Source organism: Mesorhizobium sp. M0159, assembly GCF_040322295.1.
GTDB lineage: Bacteria > Pseudomonadota > Alphaproteobacteria > Rhizobiales > Rhizobiaceae > Mesorhizobium.
In genome coordinates this window covers 1-14,611 of the sequence record NZ_JAMYTF010000031.1, presented here as the reverse complement: position 1 = coordinate 14,611, position 14,611 = coordinate 1, and the positions used below count along the sequence as shown (strand labels likewise).

General features: G+C 62.7%; 19 protein-coding genes. 4 read left to right on the top strand and 15 right to left on the bottom strand.

Annotated elements, in window-relative coordinates; all coding sequences use genetic code 11:
* Positions 1-41: 41 nt before the first annotated feature.
* The 7 genes from NKJ32_RS24705 to NKJ32_RS24675 all read right to left on the bottom strand — a co-directional run bounded on the left by NKJ32_RS24705 (position 42) and on the right by NKJ32_RS24675 (position 5,628).
* The gene (locus tag NKJ32_RS24705; RefSeq protein ID WP_254820285.1) at positions 42-311 is read right to left on the bottom strand and encodes a hypothetical protein; all 270 of its coding nucleotides are present in this window, start codon (positions 309-311) and stop codon (positions 42-44) included.
* A gap of 193 nt (positions 312-504) precedes the next feature.
* The gene (locus NKJ32_RS24700; RefSeq protein ID WP_352829126.1) at positions 505-1,272 is read right to left on the bottom strand and encodes a YbaY family lipoprotein; all 768 of its coding nucleotides are present in this window, start codon (positions 1,270-1,272) and stop codon (positions 505-507) included.
* A gap of 65 nt (positions 1,273-1,337) precedes the next feature.
* The gene (locus NKJ32_RS24695) at positions 1,338-1,817 is read right to left on the bottom strand and encodes a molybdenum cofactor biosynthesis protein MoaE (RefSeq protein ID WP_352817565.1); all 480 of its coding nucleotides are present in this window, start codon (positions 1,815-1,817) and stop codon (positions 1,338-1,340) included.
* Positions 1,818-1,820: 3 nt separating this feature from the next.
* Positions 1,821-2,078, bottom strand: a complete 258-nt coding sequence (gene moaD / locus NKJ32_RS24690; RefSeq protein ID WP_023677674.1) for a molybdopterin converting factor subunit 1 — start codon at positions 2,076-2,078, stop codon at positions 1,821-1,823.
* Position 2,079: 1 nt separating this feature from the next.
* A complete protein-coding gene (gene pgsA, locus NKJ32_RS24685) occupies positions 2,080-2,676 on the bottom strand; it encodes a CDP-diacylglycerol--glycerol-3-phosphate 3-phosphatidyltransferase (protein ID WP_023677675.1) in 597 nt (198 codons plus the stop codon).
* 100 nt (positions 2,677-2,776) lie between these two features.
* Complete coding sequence (gene uvrC, locus NKJ32_RS24680; protein ID WP_352829124.1) at positions 2,777-4,855, bottom strand: excinuclease ABC subunit UvrC; 2,079 nt, start codon at positions 4,853-4,855, stop codon at positions 2,777-2,779.
* The gene (locus NKJ32_RS24675) at positions 4,852-5,628 is read right to left on the bottom strand and encodes an SDR family oxidoreductase (protein ID WP_352594394.1); all 777 of its coding nucleotides are present in this window, start codon (positions 5,626-5,628) and stop codon (positions 4,852-4,854) included. Before NKJ32_RS24675 ends, uvrC begins: the two co-directional genes overlap by 4 nt.
* Positions 5,629-6,048: 420 nt before the next feature.
* Here NKJ32_RS24675 and NKJ32_RS24670 point away from each other — a divergent pair, with 420 nt between their 5' ends.
* Positions 6,049-6,699, top strand: a complete 651-nt coding sequence (locus NKJ32_RS24670) for an outer membrane protein (protein WP_292662341.1) — start codon at positions 6,049-6,051, stop codon at positions 6,697-6,699.
* Positions 6,700-6,777: 78 nt separating this feature from the next.
* Here the strand turns inward: NKJ32_RS24670 and NKJ32_RS24665 are convergent, their stop codons facing one another.
* Positions 6,778-7,374, bottom strand: coding sequence for a glutathione S-transferase family protein (locus NKJ32_RS24665; RefSeq protein ID WP_352569696.1), 597 nt, complete (start codon positions 7,372-7,374; stop codon positions 6,778-6,780).
* An 81-nt stretch (positions 7,375-7,455) separates the two neighbouring features.
* Between NKJ32_RS24665 and NKJ32_RS24660 the strand changes: the two genes are divergently transcribed.
* Complete coding sequence (locus NKJ32_RS24660; RefSeq protein WP_352755916.1) at positions 7,456-8,337, top strand: hypothetical protein; 882 nt, start codon at positions 7,456-7,458, stop codon at positions 8,335-8,337.
* A 455-nt stretch (positions 8,338-8,792) separates the two neighbouring features.
* On the opposite strand, the gene NKJ32_RS24655 is transcribed toward NKJ32_RS24660, so the two are convergent.
* The gene (locus NKJ32_RS24655; RefSeq protein ID WP_352594392.1) at positions 8,793-9,323 is read right to left on the bottom strand and encodes a DinB family protein; all 531 of its coding nucleotides are present in this window, start codon (positions 9,321-9,323) and stop codon (positions 8,793-8,795) included.
* Positions 9,324-9,385: 62 nt separating this feature from the next.
* Here NKJ32_RS24655 and NKJ32_RS24650 point away from each other — a divergent pair, with 62 nt between their 5' ends.
* Positions 9,386-10,021, top strand: coding sequence for a TetR/AcrR family transcriptional regulator (locus tag NKJ32_RS24650; protein WP_502896680.1), 636 nt, complete (start codon positions 9,386-9,388; stop codon positions 10,019-10,021).
* Positions 10,022-10,059: 38 nt separating this feature from the next.
* On the opposite strand, the gene NKJ32_RS24645 is transcribed toward NKJ32_RS24650, so the two are convergent.
* The 5 genes from NKJ32_RS24645 to NKJ32_RS24625 form a co-directional block, all read right to left on the bottom strand.
* On the bottom strand, positions 10,060-10,812 hold the full coding sequence (locus NKJ32_RS24645; RefSeq protein ID WP_352594391.1) for a sulfite exporter TauE/SafE family protein: 753 nt from the start codon (positions 10,810-10,812) through the stop codon (positions 10,060-10,062).
* Between the two features lie 125 nt (positions 10,813-10,937).
* Positions 10,938-11,390: a hypothetical protein gene (locus tag NKJ32_RS24640; RefSeq protein ID WP_023677684.1), complete on the bottom strand. Its 453-nt coding sequence runs from the start codon at positions 11,388-11,390 to the stop codon at positions 10,938-10,940.
* Positions 11,391-11,514: 124 nt separating this feature from the next.
* Complete coding sequence (locus NKJ32_RS24635) at positions 11,515-12,363, bottom strand: 23S rRNA (adenine(2030)-N(6))-methyltransferase RlmJ (protein ID WP_352829122.1); 849 nt, start codon at positions 12,361-12,363, stop codon at positions 11,515-11,517.
* The gene (locus NKJ32_RS24630; protein ID WP_352829120.1) at positions 12,360-12,971 is read right to left on the bottom strand and encodes a hypothetical protein; all 612 of its coding nucleotides are present in this window, start codon (positions 12,969-12,971) and stop codon (positions 12,360-12,362) included. The genes NKJ32_RS24635 and NKJ32_RS24630 overlap by 4 nt, the downstream gene beginning before the upstream one ends.
* A gap of 4 nt (positions 12,972-12,975) precedes the next feature.
* A complete protein-coding gene (locus NKJ32_RS24625; protein WP_352829118.1) occupies positions 12,976-13,647 on the bottom strand; it encodes a TetR/AcrR family transcriptional regulator in 672 nt (223 codons plus the stop codon).
* A gap of 85 nt (positions 13,648-13,732) precedes the next feature.
* Here NKJ32_RS24625 and NKJ32_RS24620 point away from each other — a divergent pair, with 85 nt between their 5' ends.
* Complete coding sequence (locus NKJ32_RS24620; protein WP_352454415.1) at positions 13,733-14,200, top strand: carboxymuconolactone decarboxylase family protein; 468 nt, start codon at positions 13,733-13,735, stop codon at positions 14,198-14,200.
* A 27-nt stretch (positions 14,201-14,227) separates the two neighbouring features.
* Here NKJ32_RS24620 and NKJ32_RS24615 read toward each other — a convergent pair.
* On the bottom strand, positions 14,228-14,611 hold a 384-nt coding region (locus NKJ32_RS24615; protein ID WP_352829116.1), incomplete at its 5' end, for a phosphotransferase.

Genomic DNA, 14,611 nt, shown 5'->3' with positions numbered 1-14,611 from the left:
TACATGTCGCCCGCCGCCCCCTAGCGGCGGGTTCTGTCAGTCTATTTCGCCTGGCGTTCCTTCACGTTCGCATGTTCGTTCGCCGCTTCCGTGTCGGTGGACGGGGTCTTGGTCTCTTCACCTGAAAACGGGCTGCCCTGCCCCGGTGCGAGATCGCCGCTATGGCCGGCCTTGTTGGTCTGGAACGGTTGGCTGTCCGCTTTGAGACCGTGGTCAAGAGCATTGACGAGATGGTCGTCCGCCTTGGCAAGGCCGGTAAAGGCAAGGAGCGATGCACCGGTGGCGGCAAGGATAAGCGTGTGCGTTTTCATGTCTGGACTCCTTTGAGTTAAGGCCAGAACGAGCCGCAGCCATTCTGGCGGCTTCAACGAAGGGACAAACGTCCCTTTTGCCTTACCCGCCATTTATGAAGAACTAACGCGCCCCCTGCCCGGCCTATTCCCGCTGAAACACAACGTGATCGGCATGCAGCTGCCGCAGAGAGTAATCGGCTTGGGTGATGCGCTAGCTCGCGGCGTTGAAGCGCAGAATGGCGCGGCCGCCGCTGTCAATGATGACAAGCTTGCCGGCGTCGACGTGGTAGGATGCTGCTTTGGCCAGCGCCTCGAACAGCGCCTTTTCCTCGGCCATGACCTGAGGCGCGCAGGCCTTGAAGGTCGAGCCGATGTCGCTGATAGCGATCGTCGAGCCGTTTATCCTGGCGGTGGCGAAATAGACGTTGCAAGGGCCGCTGCCGCCGGCCTTGCCGGCTTCGCTGATGCGGAATGTCGCCCGCGGCTCGGCAATCACGCCGATGCCGTCGATATATTCGACCAGCCAACTTTGGCCGAACACGGAGGCTGCCGCCGGCTCGTCGCCCGGCACCGCCATTTTCAGCATGATGGTCTGTGGCGCGTCGCTGAGCGGGTCGACCTGATGGCGCGTATCGGTGACGAATAGCAGCCGGTCATCGACAGTGATGCGCGCCTGCAGCGCGTAGGTCAGATCAGGCCGGATCACCCGCGGGTCGAAGCTGATCTCGAACTTGATCGGCACCTGGCCGGCCGGCACCACCTTGCGCTCACCGATGATTGCGGCCGGGGCGTCGGCCAGCGACACGTCGGCAAGCTGCACGGAAAGCACGGCATTGGGCGGCAGCGCGATGCGCTCGCGATACATCACCTCGCCCTTGAGGGTCTTTTCGGCAGCCGCGGAATGATCCGGAACGGCCAGGATGCCGACGGCCAGCGGCACCAGTCCGAAGATGAAGAACTCGGCGATCCTGTCCAGCATGATCCTGCTCCCCTTCCGGCCAAGGGTCTCGCAGGATTGCGGTCAATGAATGGCTGTCGCGGGATTTATTCGGACGGCGGCTGCTTCCAGCGGCTCGCCGCCTTGTCGTCGGCATCCTTGGCGTCGACCCAGCCGCCCTCGGAACCGTCGCTATGGTGTTCCTTTTTCCAGAACGGCGCGCGTGATTTCAAATAGTCCATCAGGAAATTCGCGGCCTCGAACGCCGCCTGCCGGTGGGCGGAAGCGGCCACCACCAGCACGATGTTTTCGCCGGGCGCGATCTTGCCGTGGCGATGGATGACGGTGAGCCCCTGCAGCGGCCAGCGCTCGATTGCCTCGCCGGCGATGCGGGATATCTCGGCTTCCGCCATGCCGGGATAATGTTCGAGCTCGAGCGCCGAGAGCCTGCCTTGCTCGTCGCGGCAAAGGCCGGAGAAGGTCACCACAGCGCCGATATCGTTGCGACCCCTGGTCAGCCTGGCGATCTCGGCGGCGACGTCGAAATCCTCCGCCTGGATGCGCACGACCGGCACCACCGCGGACATGGTTCAGCCACCGGTCATCGGCGGGAACAGCGCGATCTCGCGCGCGCCGGCAATCTTCTCGCGGTGCTCGACATGTTCCTGGTTGATGGCGACGCGGATCACGTCAGGATATTGCAGCGCGTTCTCGTACTCCTCGCCGCGCGATTTCAGCCAGCGCAACAGGTCGGCGACCGTTTCGATGCCGGCCGGCAGTTCGACCTCTTCCTCCGGTCTGCCGATCCGCTCGCGCACCCAGGCGAAATAGATGAGCTTCGTCGACATTTTATTCATCCATGATGTGCTTGAGGCCGGCGCGGAAATAGTCGTAGCCGGTGTAGAGCGTCACCAGGGCTGCGATCCACAGCAGCACCAGCCCGGTCTGGGTGGTCAGCGGGAAGATCTTGTCGCCGGCGGGACCTGCAAGCAGGAAGGCGATGGCGATCATCTGGATGGTGGTCTTCCATTTGGCGAGCTGCGTCACCGGCACCGAGACCTTCAAGGCCGCCAGATATTCGCGCAGGCCCGAGACCAGGATCTCGCGGCACAGGATGATGATCGCCGCCCATAGCGACCAGCCGGCGATGCCGGCATGGCGGTCGGTGTCGGCGGCAAGCAGCAGCAGGCAAGTGGCGACCAGCAGCTTGTCGGCGATCGGGTCGAGCATCTTGCCGATGTTGGAGGTCTGCTGCCAGGCGCGCGCCAGATAGCCGTCGAAGTAATCGGTGATCGAGGCGAGCAGGAAAATGACGAGCGCCGACCAGCGCGCGAAGTCGCTCGATTTCAGATGCCCTTCCAGGAAGAAACACAGCACCACCAGCGGCACCGCCAGGATGCGGGCGTAAGTGAGCATGTTGGGCAAGTTGAACGCGCGCTGAGCCATGTTTTGGGAACTCTTTCTGCCTGCTTAGTCAAATCAGAAGCGAATGTGGGGGGTCAACAGGCCAGAATCGATTAGCCAGCCGAAATGTCGGCAATACGTCTTAGCTCTCGTGAAAATGATTGTAGACCAATTTCGCCACCTGCTCGGAAATGCCGTCGACCTTGACCAGGTCCTCGACGGCGGCGCGGCTGACGGCCTTGGCCGTGCCGAAATGCATCAGCAGCGCGCGCTTGCGGCCGGGTCCGATGCCGCTGATCTCGTCGAGCGGGCTCTTGACCATCTCCTTCTTGCGGCGGGCGCGGTGCGAACCGATGGCGAAGCGATGGACCTCGTCACGCAGCCGCTGGACGAAATAGAGCACCGGATCGCGAACGGGCAGCGAGAATGGGGCCTTGCCCTTGACGAAGAAGCGTTCGCGGCCGGCATCGCGGTCCTGACCCTTGGCGATGCCGATGGCCACCACCCGGTCCTCGATGCCGAGATCGGCCAGGATCTTGCGCACCGCCGTCATCTGGCCCTGGCCGCCGTCGATGAGGATGACGTCGGGCCAGGCGGGGAAGCCGCCCGCGTCCTCGATATCGTCGCCCGGTTCGGTAGGGCTCGCCTCGCCCGCGTCCTCGGTTTGCGGGGCGTCGCCATGTTCCTTCAACAGCCGCGAAAAGCGCCGCTGCATCACCTCGCGCATCATGCCGAAATCGTCGCCCGGCGTGATCTCGGTCGAGCGGATGTTGAACTTTCGATACTGGTTCTTCACAAAACCTTCCGGCCCGGCGACGACCATGGCGCCGACGGCGTTGGTGCCCATGATGTGCGAGTTGTCATAGACCTCGATGCGCACCGGCGGTTTTTCCACGCCGAAGGTCTCGGCAAAGCCAGTGAGCAGCCGCGCCTGGGTCGAGGTTTCGGCGAGCCGCCGGCCGAGCGCCTCGCGCGCGTTCTGCAGCGCGTTGTCGGTCAGGTCCTTCTTCTCGCCGCGCTGCGGCACGGAGATCGACACCTTGCGGCCGGCGCGGGTGGAGAGGGCCTCCGCCAGCAAGTCCTGGTCCTCGACGCCATGCGACAACAGGATGGTGCGCGGCGTCGGCTTGTCGTCGTAGAACTGCGCCAGGAACGATCCCAGCACCTCGCCGGCTTCGAGCGCCGGATCGGCCTTGGGAAAATAGGCGCGGTTGCCCCAGTTCTGGCCGGTGCGGAAGAAGAACACCTGGATGCAGACCTGGCCGCCCTCCTGATGGATGGCGAAGACATCGGCCTCGTCGACGGTCTGCGGATTGATGCCTTGATGGCTCTGCACATGCGACAGCGCCGCCAGCCGATCGCGATAGATGGCGGCGCGTTCGAAATCGAGGTTCTCCGAAGCCTGCTGCATGGCGGCGGAGATCTCCGTCTTCACCTTCTGGCTGCGGCCGGAGAGAAAATCCTTCGCCTCGGCGACAAGCCTTGCATAGTCGCCGTGCGAGATTTCGCCGGTGCACGGGCCGGCGCAGCGCTTGATCTGGAACAAAAGGCAAGGCCGGGTGCGGTTCTCGTAGAAGGAGTCGGTGCAGCTCCTGAGCAGGAAGGCGCGCTGCAGCGAGTTGATGGTACGGCCAACTGCGCCGGCCGAGGCGAAGGGGCCGAAATAATCGCCCTTGCGCGAGCGCGCGCCGCGGTGCTTGTAAATACCGGGCGAGACATGATCGCCGGTCAACAGGATATAGGGGAACGACTTGTCGTCGCGCATCAGCACGTTGAAGCGTGGCCGCAAGCGCTTGATGAGGTTGGCTTCAAGCAGCAGCGCTTCGATCTCGGTACGGGTGACGACGAACTCCATGGTCGACGTCTCGCGCACCATGCGGCCGATGCGGCTGGTGTGGAACCGGCCTTGCGCGTAGCTGGTGACCCGCTTCTTCAGGCTGCGTGCCTTGCCGACATAGAGCACGTCGCCGGCGGCATTCATCATGCGGTAGACGCCGGGCGCATTGGGCAGCCGCTTTACCAGCGTCTGGATCACCTCGGCGCCGACCATGCCGTCGGCGTCGCCGGCATGCGGGGTCCAGTCGATGGCGGTGAAGGTAACGTCCGGACCGCTGGCTGCAGGCTCGACGACTTCCTCGGCCGCCTCGTCCTCGAGGTCGATTTCGGGCGGCAGGTCGTCGGCGCCACCGCGCGTTTTTTGTTTCTGGTCCATGGGGCTCATTCCGTCATGCCTGTCACATCGGGCGTCTGCCATGCAAGATGCTGGCCGCCGTCAAGCGCGATCATCTGGCCGGTGACCGAGCGTGCCGCCCAGAGATAACGGATAGTGGCACCGAATTCCGGCAATTCCGGGCCGCGTTTCAGGATCAGCCCGGCAATCTGGGCATCGAAATCGCTGTCGTGCTGGCGCGTGTTCTTCAAGGTCGGGCCAGGACCAATGGCGTTGACACGGATGCGGGGACCCAGCGCCTGCGCCATCATCTCGGTCGCCGCCCACAAGGTCGACTTCGACAGCGCATAGGAAAAATAACGCGGCGTCGGTCGCCAGACGCGCTGATCGATCATGTTGACGATCAGCCCCTCACTGTTCTGCGGCAAGGCCCGGGCGAAAGTCTGCGCCAACAGCGCCGGCGCCTTGACATGCATGGCGAAATGGCGATCCCAGGCCGGCCAGTCGAAATCCTCAACGCTGTCGTGCTCGAACAGCGAGGCGTTGTTGACCAGCAGCGACACCGGCCCGAGCGCCGCCGCCGCGCGACCGACCAGGTCGCCGACGGCGTCCATCTCGGTCAGGTCGGCAGCAATCACTGCGGCCCGGCCATGTCGACCAAAATGACCACTGGTGATCTGGGCCGCCAGTTCCTCCGCCTCGGCCAGCGAGCGATTGCAATGAATGGCGACGGCAAAACCATGCGCGGCAAGATCTTCGACGATCGCCCTGCCGATCCGCTTCGCCCCGCCCGTCACCAGTGCCGTCGCGGCGACCTTGCTCATCTGTCAATCCTTAATCCGATGCCGATTCCGACCTGCCGGGATCGCGCCGGCAAATTATGGCCCGCCAAGCGTTAAATCCCATTTCCACCTGGGGCAGGATTGTGGCAAAGTGGCCGGTGGGCGTTTTGGCTCGACCGGAATTCGGGCCAGCCCGCCCGCAATATAGGGCGCTGGAGCCCTTACACCAAGCCGTGTGCAGTGCAGCACGGCGAACCTGCTGACATTCGCTGTTGCGAAGATGCAACGTCAAGGTTCTGCCTCATTCGTGCCAGGTAATGACCCAAGTTCAGGTTCGCTTCAGCCGCATTTCGACACGACATTTGGAACCGTTGAACGCCGGATCCGTTTCACCCCCCGGACGGGTTGAGGGCGCTCATGAAAAAACAAGCCTGTGTCCTGTGGCTTAAGGAGTAAAGAACAATGCAAGCCAATCTTAAATTTGCGCGACCGCTCGCGGTGGCGTTTGGGCTGTTCGCCCTCGGCGGAACCGCCTATGCCGCGGACGTGGTTCAGGAAGAGCCGCCGGCACCTGCCCCGATCGCAGAACTTCCGGTCGCATCCTGGGCTGGTCCCTATGCCGGTGTGAGCGTCGGCTACGGCTTCGCTGGCCACGCCAAAGCCAAAGACATTGGCGTCGACGTCGACACCAAGGGTTTTGTCGGCGGTGTCTTCGGCGGCTATAACTGGCAGCAGGAGAACTTCGTCTACGGTGCCGAAGCCGATATCGGCTACAACGGCGTCAAGGGCGACGATGCCGGCATCGAGGCCAAGGGTGGCTTCGAGGGCTCGCTGCGTGCCCGTCTCGGCTACGCTGTCACCCCGGACATCCTGCTCTACGGCACCGCCGGTGGCGCGCTGAAGAACCAGAAGATTGAAGCTGCCGGCGTAAGCGACACCAACACGCAGTTTGGCTGGACAGCCGGCGTGGGTACCGACATCAAGATCACCGACAATGTGTTCGGCCGTGTCGAGTATCGTTACACGGACTTCGGCAGGAAGGACTTCGACGGTATCGGCAAGGTCAAGTCGACCGACAATCGCGTCACCTTCGGCGTCGGTATGAAGTTCTAAGTCGTCCAAGCCACGACACGAAAAAGCCGGGCCTCGCGCCCGGCTTTTTTTGTTGGCATCGGTTGAGACCGCTTGTCCTCAAGCCGGGATAGCGGGCTTCAGCTCCGGGAATTTCTCGTCGAAGCGTGCCGCCCAGCGCGTCAGCCGGCCGCGGCCCTTTTCCCATTTTCCAGCGAAGCGCAGCGAGAGATAGCCGAGGCAGGCGCGCAGTGCGATCTGGCCGAGGGTGATTTTCTTCGGCAGCTTCGGCGGGTTCGCGTTGAGCAGATCGAGCGCGGCCGAAATCTTCGTCCACTGGCGCTCGAGCCAAGGCTGGTAGACCATCTCTTCCGGCCGTGTGCGCCGCTCATAGACCATCGACAGCGCGCAGTCGCAGATGCCGTCGGCCAATGCCTCCAGCACCTCCGCCTCAAGGCGCTTGTCGGGATTGCGCGGAAACAATGCGTTCTTCGACATCCGGTTGAGATGCTGGGTGATGGCGCGGCTGTCGTGGACCGAGCGGCCGTCATCGAGCACCAGCACCGGGATCTTGCCGAGCGGATTGGCGCCGATCAGTTCGGCCGGCCTTTCCTCGGTCTTTATCGGCACGAGATCGACCGCAATGCGGGCATGAAGTGCTGCCATGCGCACCTTGGAACTGTAGGGGGAAGTAGACGCGTAGAGCAGTCTGGGCATTGTCGATTCCTGTTTGCCGGCTACAGCTCCATATGCCCCGTTGGACGCGCAAAAGGACGCTGTAGCATTGTGACTTCGCGTATGACCCTCACCGAAAATCGATTCCGACAGGGAGCTCGTGCGTGGGCACTGTTGACCGATCATGCAGGGTTCATCAACGGCCAGAGGCGGAAAACCGCGCCGCCAGCGTATAACCATTGTCTCGACGTCAATCGCGATGTGATAAGCCGCAGTGCGGCAGACGCGAGCGGGTCGGACAATCCAAATCCGATTAGCTACCAACTCGGCCTTGCACCGAAGGTTGGTTTTGGCAGCCACGAAAATCCCACCGGACTTCGCCGCATGGCGAAGTCCTGGGAGCTGCGAAAAGACGTCTTCCTCCCGCCTCTTTCTGGTCCTGCCCGACTGTCAACCAAGAAGCGAGGCGCCTGTCCGGCATCCCGCCCTGGCTGTCTTGAGTACTGTCCCCTGCGACAGCAGGACCGCGACTACTTCTTGGCCTTCGCCTTTGCGGGCGCTGCCTTCGGCTTGGCCGCGGGCGCTGCTTTCTTCACTGCTGCAGAAGATTTCGCAGCGGCGGCCTTTGCCGGTGCTGCCTTCTTCGCAGCGGGCTTCGCCACGGCCTTTGCAGCCGGCTTCTTGGCCGGTGCCGCCTTCTTGGCCGGTGCAGCCTTGGCCTTGGCCGGTGCTGCTTTTGCCTTGGCAGGTGCTGCTTTCTTCACGGCCGGTTTTGCCGCGGCCTTGGCGGCTGGCTTTTTGGCCGGCGCTGCTTTTGCCTTAGGCGCGGCGGCTTTCGCTTTGGCAGCGGGTGCTGCTTTCTTCACAGCAGTTGCGGCCTTTGCCGCGGCTGCTTTTGCTGGTGCTTTCTTTGCCGGTGACTTTGCCGGTGCCTTGGATGCCGGCGCTTTGGATGACTGCTTAGCCATATCATGCCCCTTCCGTTGTGCCGACGGCCGTTATTGACCCGGCGCGCATTGCATATCTGACTCGCGGCTTGCTAGCCAGCGAAGCATTAGAATGATTTTTGCAGCTTAAGTTTTGGTTACGGCGAGCGCGCGACCATTTTACCCGCGCAAAAATCGGCTGCGAATCTTTGTGTCCCGCAGCGAAGTTCTGCGACAGAAATTCTGGTCGCTCTATCTCGACCGGTCTTCTCGTCAAGCTCAGGACCTTTTCGACCTGCTTTGCGCTTCAACGTCCGACGCTCGGCGCGAACATTGTCAAGAGCGAAGGCGGTCGCCCGCCTCGTCTTGTCCGAAACGATAAACTACAGGTAAGTAGGAAGCAACGCGACGAGCACGCCGCTGCACTATCTTGCACGACGCGATGAAAGTAAGCAGATAGCTCGCATTTCTAAAGGACAGGATATCGTTCGATAGATCCGGTCGAGCCGACCGTGATCGAAAGCGCTCGGCCGTTCAGGCGCCGAGCGGTTCACGGCTTATCTGCAGCCGGCGCGAAGGCTCGGCCCTGTGGAGATGGACGGCGAAGGTATCCCATGGCGGCATGACCGAAATCTGCGCCAGGATGCGCCCCGCTTCACCGCGATGATAGCCGCCGTGCAGTACGACGTGGGTCAGCATTTCCTGTCGCGACATCAATGCCTTATCCCCGTCGGTGAACACGAATGCGACGGGCTCGGACAGCTGCCGCGACGAAACGGTTTCGAGATAATCGAGATACCAGCGATCGGTCGCTGCGACCGCGGCGCGAAGTTCGTCGAACGCCGGCGTGTCCTCGGTGGTGTCGGCGGAGTAGCCATGGCTTGCGTCAACCAGGTGCGCCGAGAATATCCGCGACACCACATGGCTGTGATCGACGAGCCGTATCACGGCCTGCCGTTCCTTGCCGTGAACATGCGGGTCGAGACTCGCGAGCTTTTCCAGCAGTTCGTCATTGGCCCAGGCCTGATAGGCAAACAGGCTGCGAAGCAGAGCGAGCGCATTCATGGTCGGTGTCCTTTTCCGGAAATGCGAGTATGTTGTTTATATTTTCAGGAGAATGGGCGAACGTGTCTACTCGCATTGCAAAACCGCATCCGCGCATGCGCAAACAGCCGCGCCAGGCGCGTTCCAGGGCAACCGTCGAGGCGATCATCGAGGCGGCGGCTCATGTTCTGAGCGGGCTGGGCTGGGCCGGCTTCACCACCAACAAGGTTGCCGAGACAACAGGTGTAAGCATCGGCACGCTCTACCAGTATTTTCCCGACAAGCTTTCCCTGCTCGCTGCCGTCCGGCGCCGTCACTTCGATCATGTGCTGTCGGTCATTCGCGATTCGGCGGAAGACCAAAAGCCGCTCAGGAAATTCGCGCAGGAGCTGGTGCGCGGCATGATCGCCGCGCACAGCATTCACCCGACACTACATCAGGTGCTGCTCGACGAGGCGCCGGGCGATCGCGGCTCCAGGGCCGCCCATGCTTCGTTCCAGGCACAATACCTCAACCACTATGCGACTGCTGTCGCCACTTATCGCAAGCCAAGGAAAGGCGCCGACATGCAGACCGTGGCGCGCGTGCTGTCGTCAGCGATCGAAGGTGTGATCCACAACGCGGCACGCCGGAACATGCTCGCCGCGCCGGAGCTGCAAAAGCAACTCGTCGAACTGGTCTGCGCCTACCTATCGGGAGCAGGCCGCATCGGTCGATAGCGCATGGCACGGCGGAAGTCGGGATTTCTGTGTGTCGTTCAAACCCGGCTTATGAGGTGCGGCAAGGACGATGCCAACAATGCCGCACCTGATGCGGCCAAGAGTGCGAGGACGATCTTTCGAAAAGTCGCCTCGCTAACGCCGATGTAGAGTCTCGCGCCAAGGAGTGTTGGTATCAACATCGCCGGCGCGACGACGGCAAACATCGGCAGCATTTCGAGCTTGATCTTTCCGGCCGCAAGATAGGCAGCCATCGTCATGGAGAGGGTCACAAGGTTGAAATTCTGGATGACAATACGCTGCCTGTCCTTTTCCCATTGGCGCAGCACGCACCACAGCGTTGGAACCGGGCCGGTGAAGCCGCCAAGTCCACCCATGACGCCGCCGACCAGACCTATTGCACCGTCTGCAACAGGACCCCCGACCGTGATGGGAGGGAGGCGACGCGCAAAGAGCATCAAGGGACACCAAACGACCAGCAGCGCTCCGAAGACCAACTTGAACAACTGCACATCCAGCAAGGGCAGGATGGCGACACCGACCGGAATCCCGATGATCCCCCCGATCAGGAATGGCAGCAGAAGCTTGAGGTCGAAGCCCCGGCGGACGGTGACGGCGGCGATGATCTGGCCGGTGAGCGCCCCAAAGACCGCCATGGCGGCAGCAAGCTGGGGCTCCACGGTCCAAACCCAAAACGACATGGCAACCAGACTGAAAGCGAACCCGGACAGCCCCTGGACGAAGCCTGCAAAGACCGCGCCGAGAGCAACAGTATAAACAAGCGAATCCATGTGGTGCTGTTTCCCCGCAAACTCGTGACAGCAGATCGCGCTTCCCGCGAATGCTGCGCCGCATGGAAACGGTGACGGTCGATCAGGTGGCCGGTGCTAAAAAGTCGGAATCAGCGAGTGCGCGATCAGCGCAGGACGCGGCAGCGGCCGTTGTAGACCATCCAGCGGTCGAAGCCCGAGACGCAGAATTCGACATTGTCGCCGATCGAGGCAAAACCCTGGCCTTCCTCGATCAGGTACCAGATGGTGCGGGCGCCGCCGTCGGAGAGGCTGACGGTGGCGCCGCAATAACGGCGGCCGATCGGCCAGGTGTCGTCGGCCGGCAGATAGCGATGCTGGTGGATGCGCTGGAAGTCGACGATCTGCACATCCGGCAGATGCGGCACGTGATGCACCTGATAGGAGAAGCGGTCGGTGATCTTGTTCAGCACCCAGGCCTCGCCGCAGACGCCGCTATCCTCGTCGGTATAGATTGCAAGGTCGGCCGCCTGGACTGCCTGGGTGACGCCAAGAGGTGCGGCCAGCGGCGTGCAAAAGGCGAGCAGTGCGGCAAGGGCGGATTGGGCGAAGCGAGTCATGGCAGCCTCTCAAGGTCGACTGCGCGCACTGTGCGGATTCGCTGACGCGCGGTCAAGCGGTTGTAGCGACCGTGGTTGTGGTGACGATGGTTGCGCTGACGGAACGGCAGGGCCGCGCCTCAAACTACTCTCCCGCCAGCCAGTCCAGCGTCCAATGCGACGGCTGCTCAAGTGCAAGCAGCCGGTGCAGCGCCGGCAGCAGCGTCCGTAACTCGCCTTCCAGCGTGAAGGGCGGATTGACCACCACCATGCCGCAGCCGTCGAGGCTCGGCTCGACGGCGTCCGGCCTGATCTCAAAACCGATGTCGAGCAGCTTCGAAATGCCCGTCTGCTTCAGCGCCTTGCGGAAGGCGGCGACCGCCCTGCGGTCCTTGAGCGGATACCACAGCGCGTAAATCCCTCCTGGCCAGCGCCGATGGGCTCTTTGCAGCCCGTCGACCAAGCTACCGAACTCGCCCCCTTCCTCGAAAGGCGGATCGATGAGCACGAGGCCGCGCTTTTCCTTTGGCGGCAGATGCGCGCCGAGCGCCAGCCAGCCGTCGAGCTCGATCACCCGGGTCTGGAAGTCACCGTCGAACAGCGCCTTCAGCCTGACGACATCCTTAGGGTGCAGTTCGACTGCCGACAGCCGGTCCTGCTTGCGCATCAGGTGCCGGGCGATCAGCGGCGAACCCGGGTATTTTTTCACGCCGCCGTCCGGATTGAGCGAATTTACGGCTTCAAGATACGGTGACAGCAGTGCCGCCGCCGGAGCATCGAGGGCCGCATCGACGAGCCGGCCGATGCCGCCTTGCCATTCGCCGGTCTTTTGCGCTTCGGTCGAGGACAGATCGTAGCGGCCGATCCCGGCATGGGTGTCGATGACCCGAAACGCCTTGTCCTTCTGCTTCAGATATTCGATCAGCCGACTGAGCACGACATGCTTGACGACATCGGCGAAGTTCCCGGCATGGTAGGCGTGGCGATAGTTCAATTGGAGCCCCTGCCCCAGCGCGGCGGTGGCGGCTGCGAGTTTGGATTTTCCGGCCGGCGGCCGCCGAAACGGAATGCCAGCACCAGCCCGACCAGGCCGGCCGCCATCAGGGAAAAACCGACCGGGCGCGCCCGGCGGTCGACCTCGCCGGCACCCGAGCGCAGGACGAGATCGACGGCCCGCATCGGAATGCCTTCGGCGTCGCCCGGACCGACGGTGAAGATGTAGGAACCAGGGGTAACGGTCGGGATCAGGCCGGCCTCGTCGCGAAAGATCCTGTCCGGCAGTTGCGGGCTGACCTGGCGCGGATTGTCGGAGTGATTGAACTGCAGCGTCGAGGCGAGCACCGTCCTGCCGCCGGCGGCGGCAGTGAGGGTCAACACAGTGCGCTGCTGCGAGACGATGCGCTCGGCTCTTGCCGTAAGATCGACCAGCACGCGTAGCGGCCCGTCGCGTGCGCTCAGGGGTACCGTCACCGGCTTGAACCGGCCCTGGTCATACACCCGCCAGGTGCCGATCTCACGGCCGGAGAAGTTGGTCATCGCCCAGGGGTAGACGACGCCGATGCCGGTACCGATGAGCAGGATCAGGGCGAACAGAGAGCGCATGAGGTCAAGACCCGGTATTCGGCGCGTTGGCGCCGTCGCGGGCGCGCTCCATTTCGTCCAGGAGCATGTCAAGGCCGAGATCAAACGTCCGGTCGAATTCGGCGGTGCCGAAATAACGCCCCGCCGCAGCTACTTTTGGAAAATCCTGCGCCAGTTGCTCATCGCTGACGGTGCTCACGGCCGAAGGCCCCTTTGCATAGCCGGCAGTCTCGTCGAGGATGGCACCCATCAGATAATAGCCGGTGGTGCGGAACAGCCGCGCACCCAGTTCCGGTCGGAAGCCGCCGGCCTCGAACAGGCCAAGGATGCCGTTCAGCCAAGTGAGACACGTCGGCGAATTCATCCGGTAGGTTACAAGGAACGTGGCAAAGGCCGGGTGCTCACGCGCGACGCGGCGGAAATCCTGCACGGCAATGCGTAACCTTTGTCGCCAAGGGAGGTCCGCGTCGGGCATTTCGAGGGAGCCGATCAGCCGATCCACCAAGGCTTCGAAGAGATGCGCCACCGAAGGAAAGTGGTGATAGATGCTCATGGCTTCGCAGCCGAGTTCTGCCGCCAGCTTGCGCATCGAAAACCCGGCGAGGCCCTCGCTCTCGATAACCTTCAAAGCCGCATCCTCGATCATCTCGCGAGACAGCCGGCCGCGCAGTCGCTTTTTTTTGATCGATGTGTCCATGGTGCCGCTTGACAACTTACGCTGTAAGGTTCATTTTCGACGTTACCTTACACCGTAAGGCCAACAAATGCCAGAGGAGAATGTCATGTCTGCCTATCGTACTCTTTCATCAACGCATTCTTCCATCCGCCGCGCCTGCCTGCTCGCCGCCACCTGTGTGCTGACCCTGGCTGCAGCTCCTTCTTATGCCGATGAGTATGACGCGACCGTCAAGGACATCCAGTCGACCATGGGCGGGGTGCCCGGTTTCGTAAAGCAGTTCCCGAAAGCCGGTCTGCCCGGTGCATGGGCCGAGGTCAAGGCCATCCAGCTCAGCGACAAGACGGCGCTGCCGCCGAAGGTCAAGTCGCTGATCTCGCTGGCGGTGGCGGCGCAAATCCCGTGCAACTACTGTATCTGGTCGGACACGCAGGACGCCAAGCGCGCCGGCGCCACCGACGAGGAGATCCAGGAGGCGGTCGCCGTTTCAGCGCTGACCCGCCATTGGAGCACCATCTTCAACGGCATGCAGGTCGATTTCGATACGTTCAGGAAGGAGATGGGCGGGCAGTAATGCTTTCGTTACTAGAGCGGGACGCGTTCAGACTGAATTAGCCTTCCCGCTTCGACTGTTTGTGTGATCCGCCAGCACCTCATCGATGACCCGCCACGATTTTTCCGCCTCGCGCTGGTTGCCGTCATGTCCCGAGGCGACGATCAGCGCCTTCCACAACGCCCAGCCCCGTGCGCGCGCCCAGCTGTGCTCGTCAAGGGCAATGGCGGCGCGGAACGCCTGGCGGCTCTCGCCGTAAAATTCCGTCCACGCGATCACCAGGTCACAGGCAGGATCGCCGATAGCCGAGCTGCCGAAATCGACGACCGCGCACAGTTTGCCATCTTCGACGAGCAGATTGCCCGAGGCAACGTCGCCATGGACCCAGACCGGCGGCGCGGAGCCCACCCGGGCCCGAGGCGACCCCCCCCC

Coding starts and splice junctions, on each gene's coding strand:
- NKJ32_RS24705 (WP_254820285.1), bottom strand. CDS start 311: ATGAAAACGCACACGCTTATCCTTGCCGCCACCGGTGCATCGCTCCTT.
- NKJ32_RS24700 (WP_352829126.1), bottom strand. CDS start 1,272: ATGCTGGACAGGATCGCCGAGTTCTTCATCTTCGGACTGGTGCCGCTG.
- NKJ32_RS24695 (WP_352817565.1), bottom strand. CDS start 1,817: ATGTCCGCGGTGGTGCCGGTCGTGCGCATCCAGGCGGAGGATTTCGAC.
- moaD (WP_023677674.1), bottom strand. CDS start 2,078: ATGTCGACGAAGCTCATCTATTTCGCCTGGGTGCGCGAGCGGATCGGC.
- pgsA (WP_023677675.1), bottom strand. CDS start 2,676: ATGGCTCAGCGCGCGTTCAACTTGCCCAACATGCTCACTTACGCCCGC.
- uvrC (WP_352829124.1), bottom strand. CDS start 4,855: ATGAGCCCCATGGACCAGAAACAAAAAACGCGCGGTGGCGCCGACGAC.
- NKJ32_RS24675 (WP_352594394.1), bottom strand. CDS start 5,628: ATGAGCAAGGTCGCCGCGACGGCACTGGTGACGGGCGGGGCGAAGCGG.
- NKJ32_RS24670 (WP_292662341.1), top strand. CDS start 6,049: ATGCAAGCCAATCTTAAATTTGCGCGACCGCTCGCGGTGGCGTTTGGG.
- NKJ32_RS24665 (WP_352569696.1), bottom strand. CDS start 7,374: ATGCCCAGACTGCTCTACGCGTCTACTTCCCCCTACAGTTCCAAGGTG.
- NKJ32_RS24660 (WP_352755916.1), top strand. CDS start 7,456: ATGACCCTCACCGAAAATCGATTCCGACAGGGAGCTCGTGCGTGGGCA.
- NKJ32_RS24655 (WP_352594392.1), bottom strand. CDS start 9,323: ATGAATGCGCTCGCTCTGCTTCGCAGCCTGTTTGCCTATCAGGCCTGG.
- NKJ32_RS24645 (WP_352594391.1), bottom strand. CDS start 10,812: ATGGATTCGCTTGTTTATACTGTTGCTCTCGGCGCGGTCTTTGCAGGC.
- NKJ32_RS24640 (WP_023677684.1), bottom strand. CDS start 11,390: ATGACTCGCTTCGCCCAATCCGCCCTTGCCGCACTGCTCGCCTTTTGC.
- NKJ32_RS24630 (WP_352829120.1), bottom strand. CDS start 12,971: ATGCGCTCTCTGTTCGCCCTGATCCTGCTCATCGGTACCGGCATCGGC.
- NKJ32_RS24625 (WP_352829118.1), bottom strand. CDS start 13,647: ATGGACACATCGATCAAAAAAAAGCGACTGCGCGGCCGGCTGTCTCGC.
- NKJ32_RS24620 (WP_352454415.1), top strand. CDS start 13,733: ATGTCTGCCTATCGTACTCTTTCATCAACGCATTCTTCCATCCGCCGC.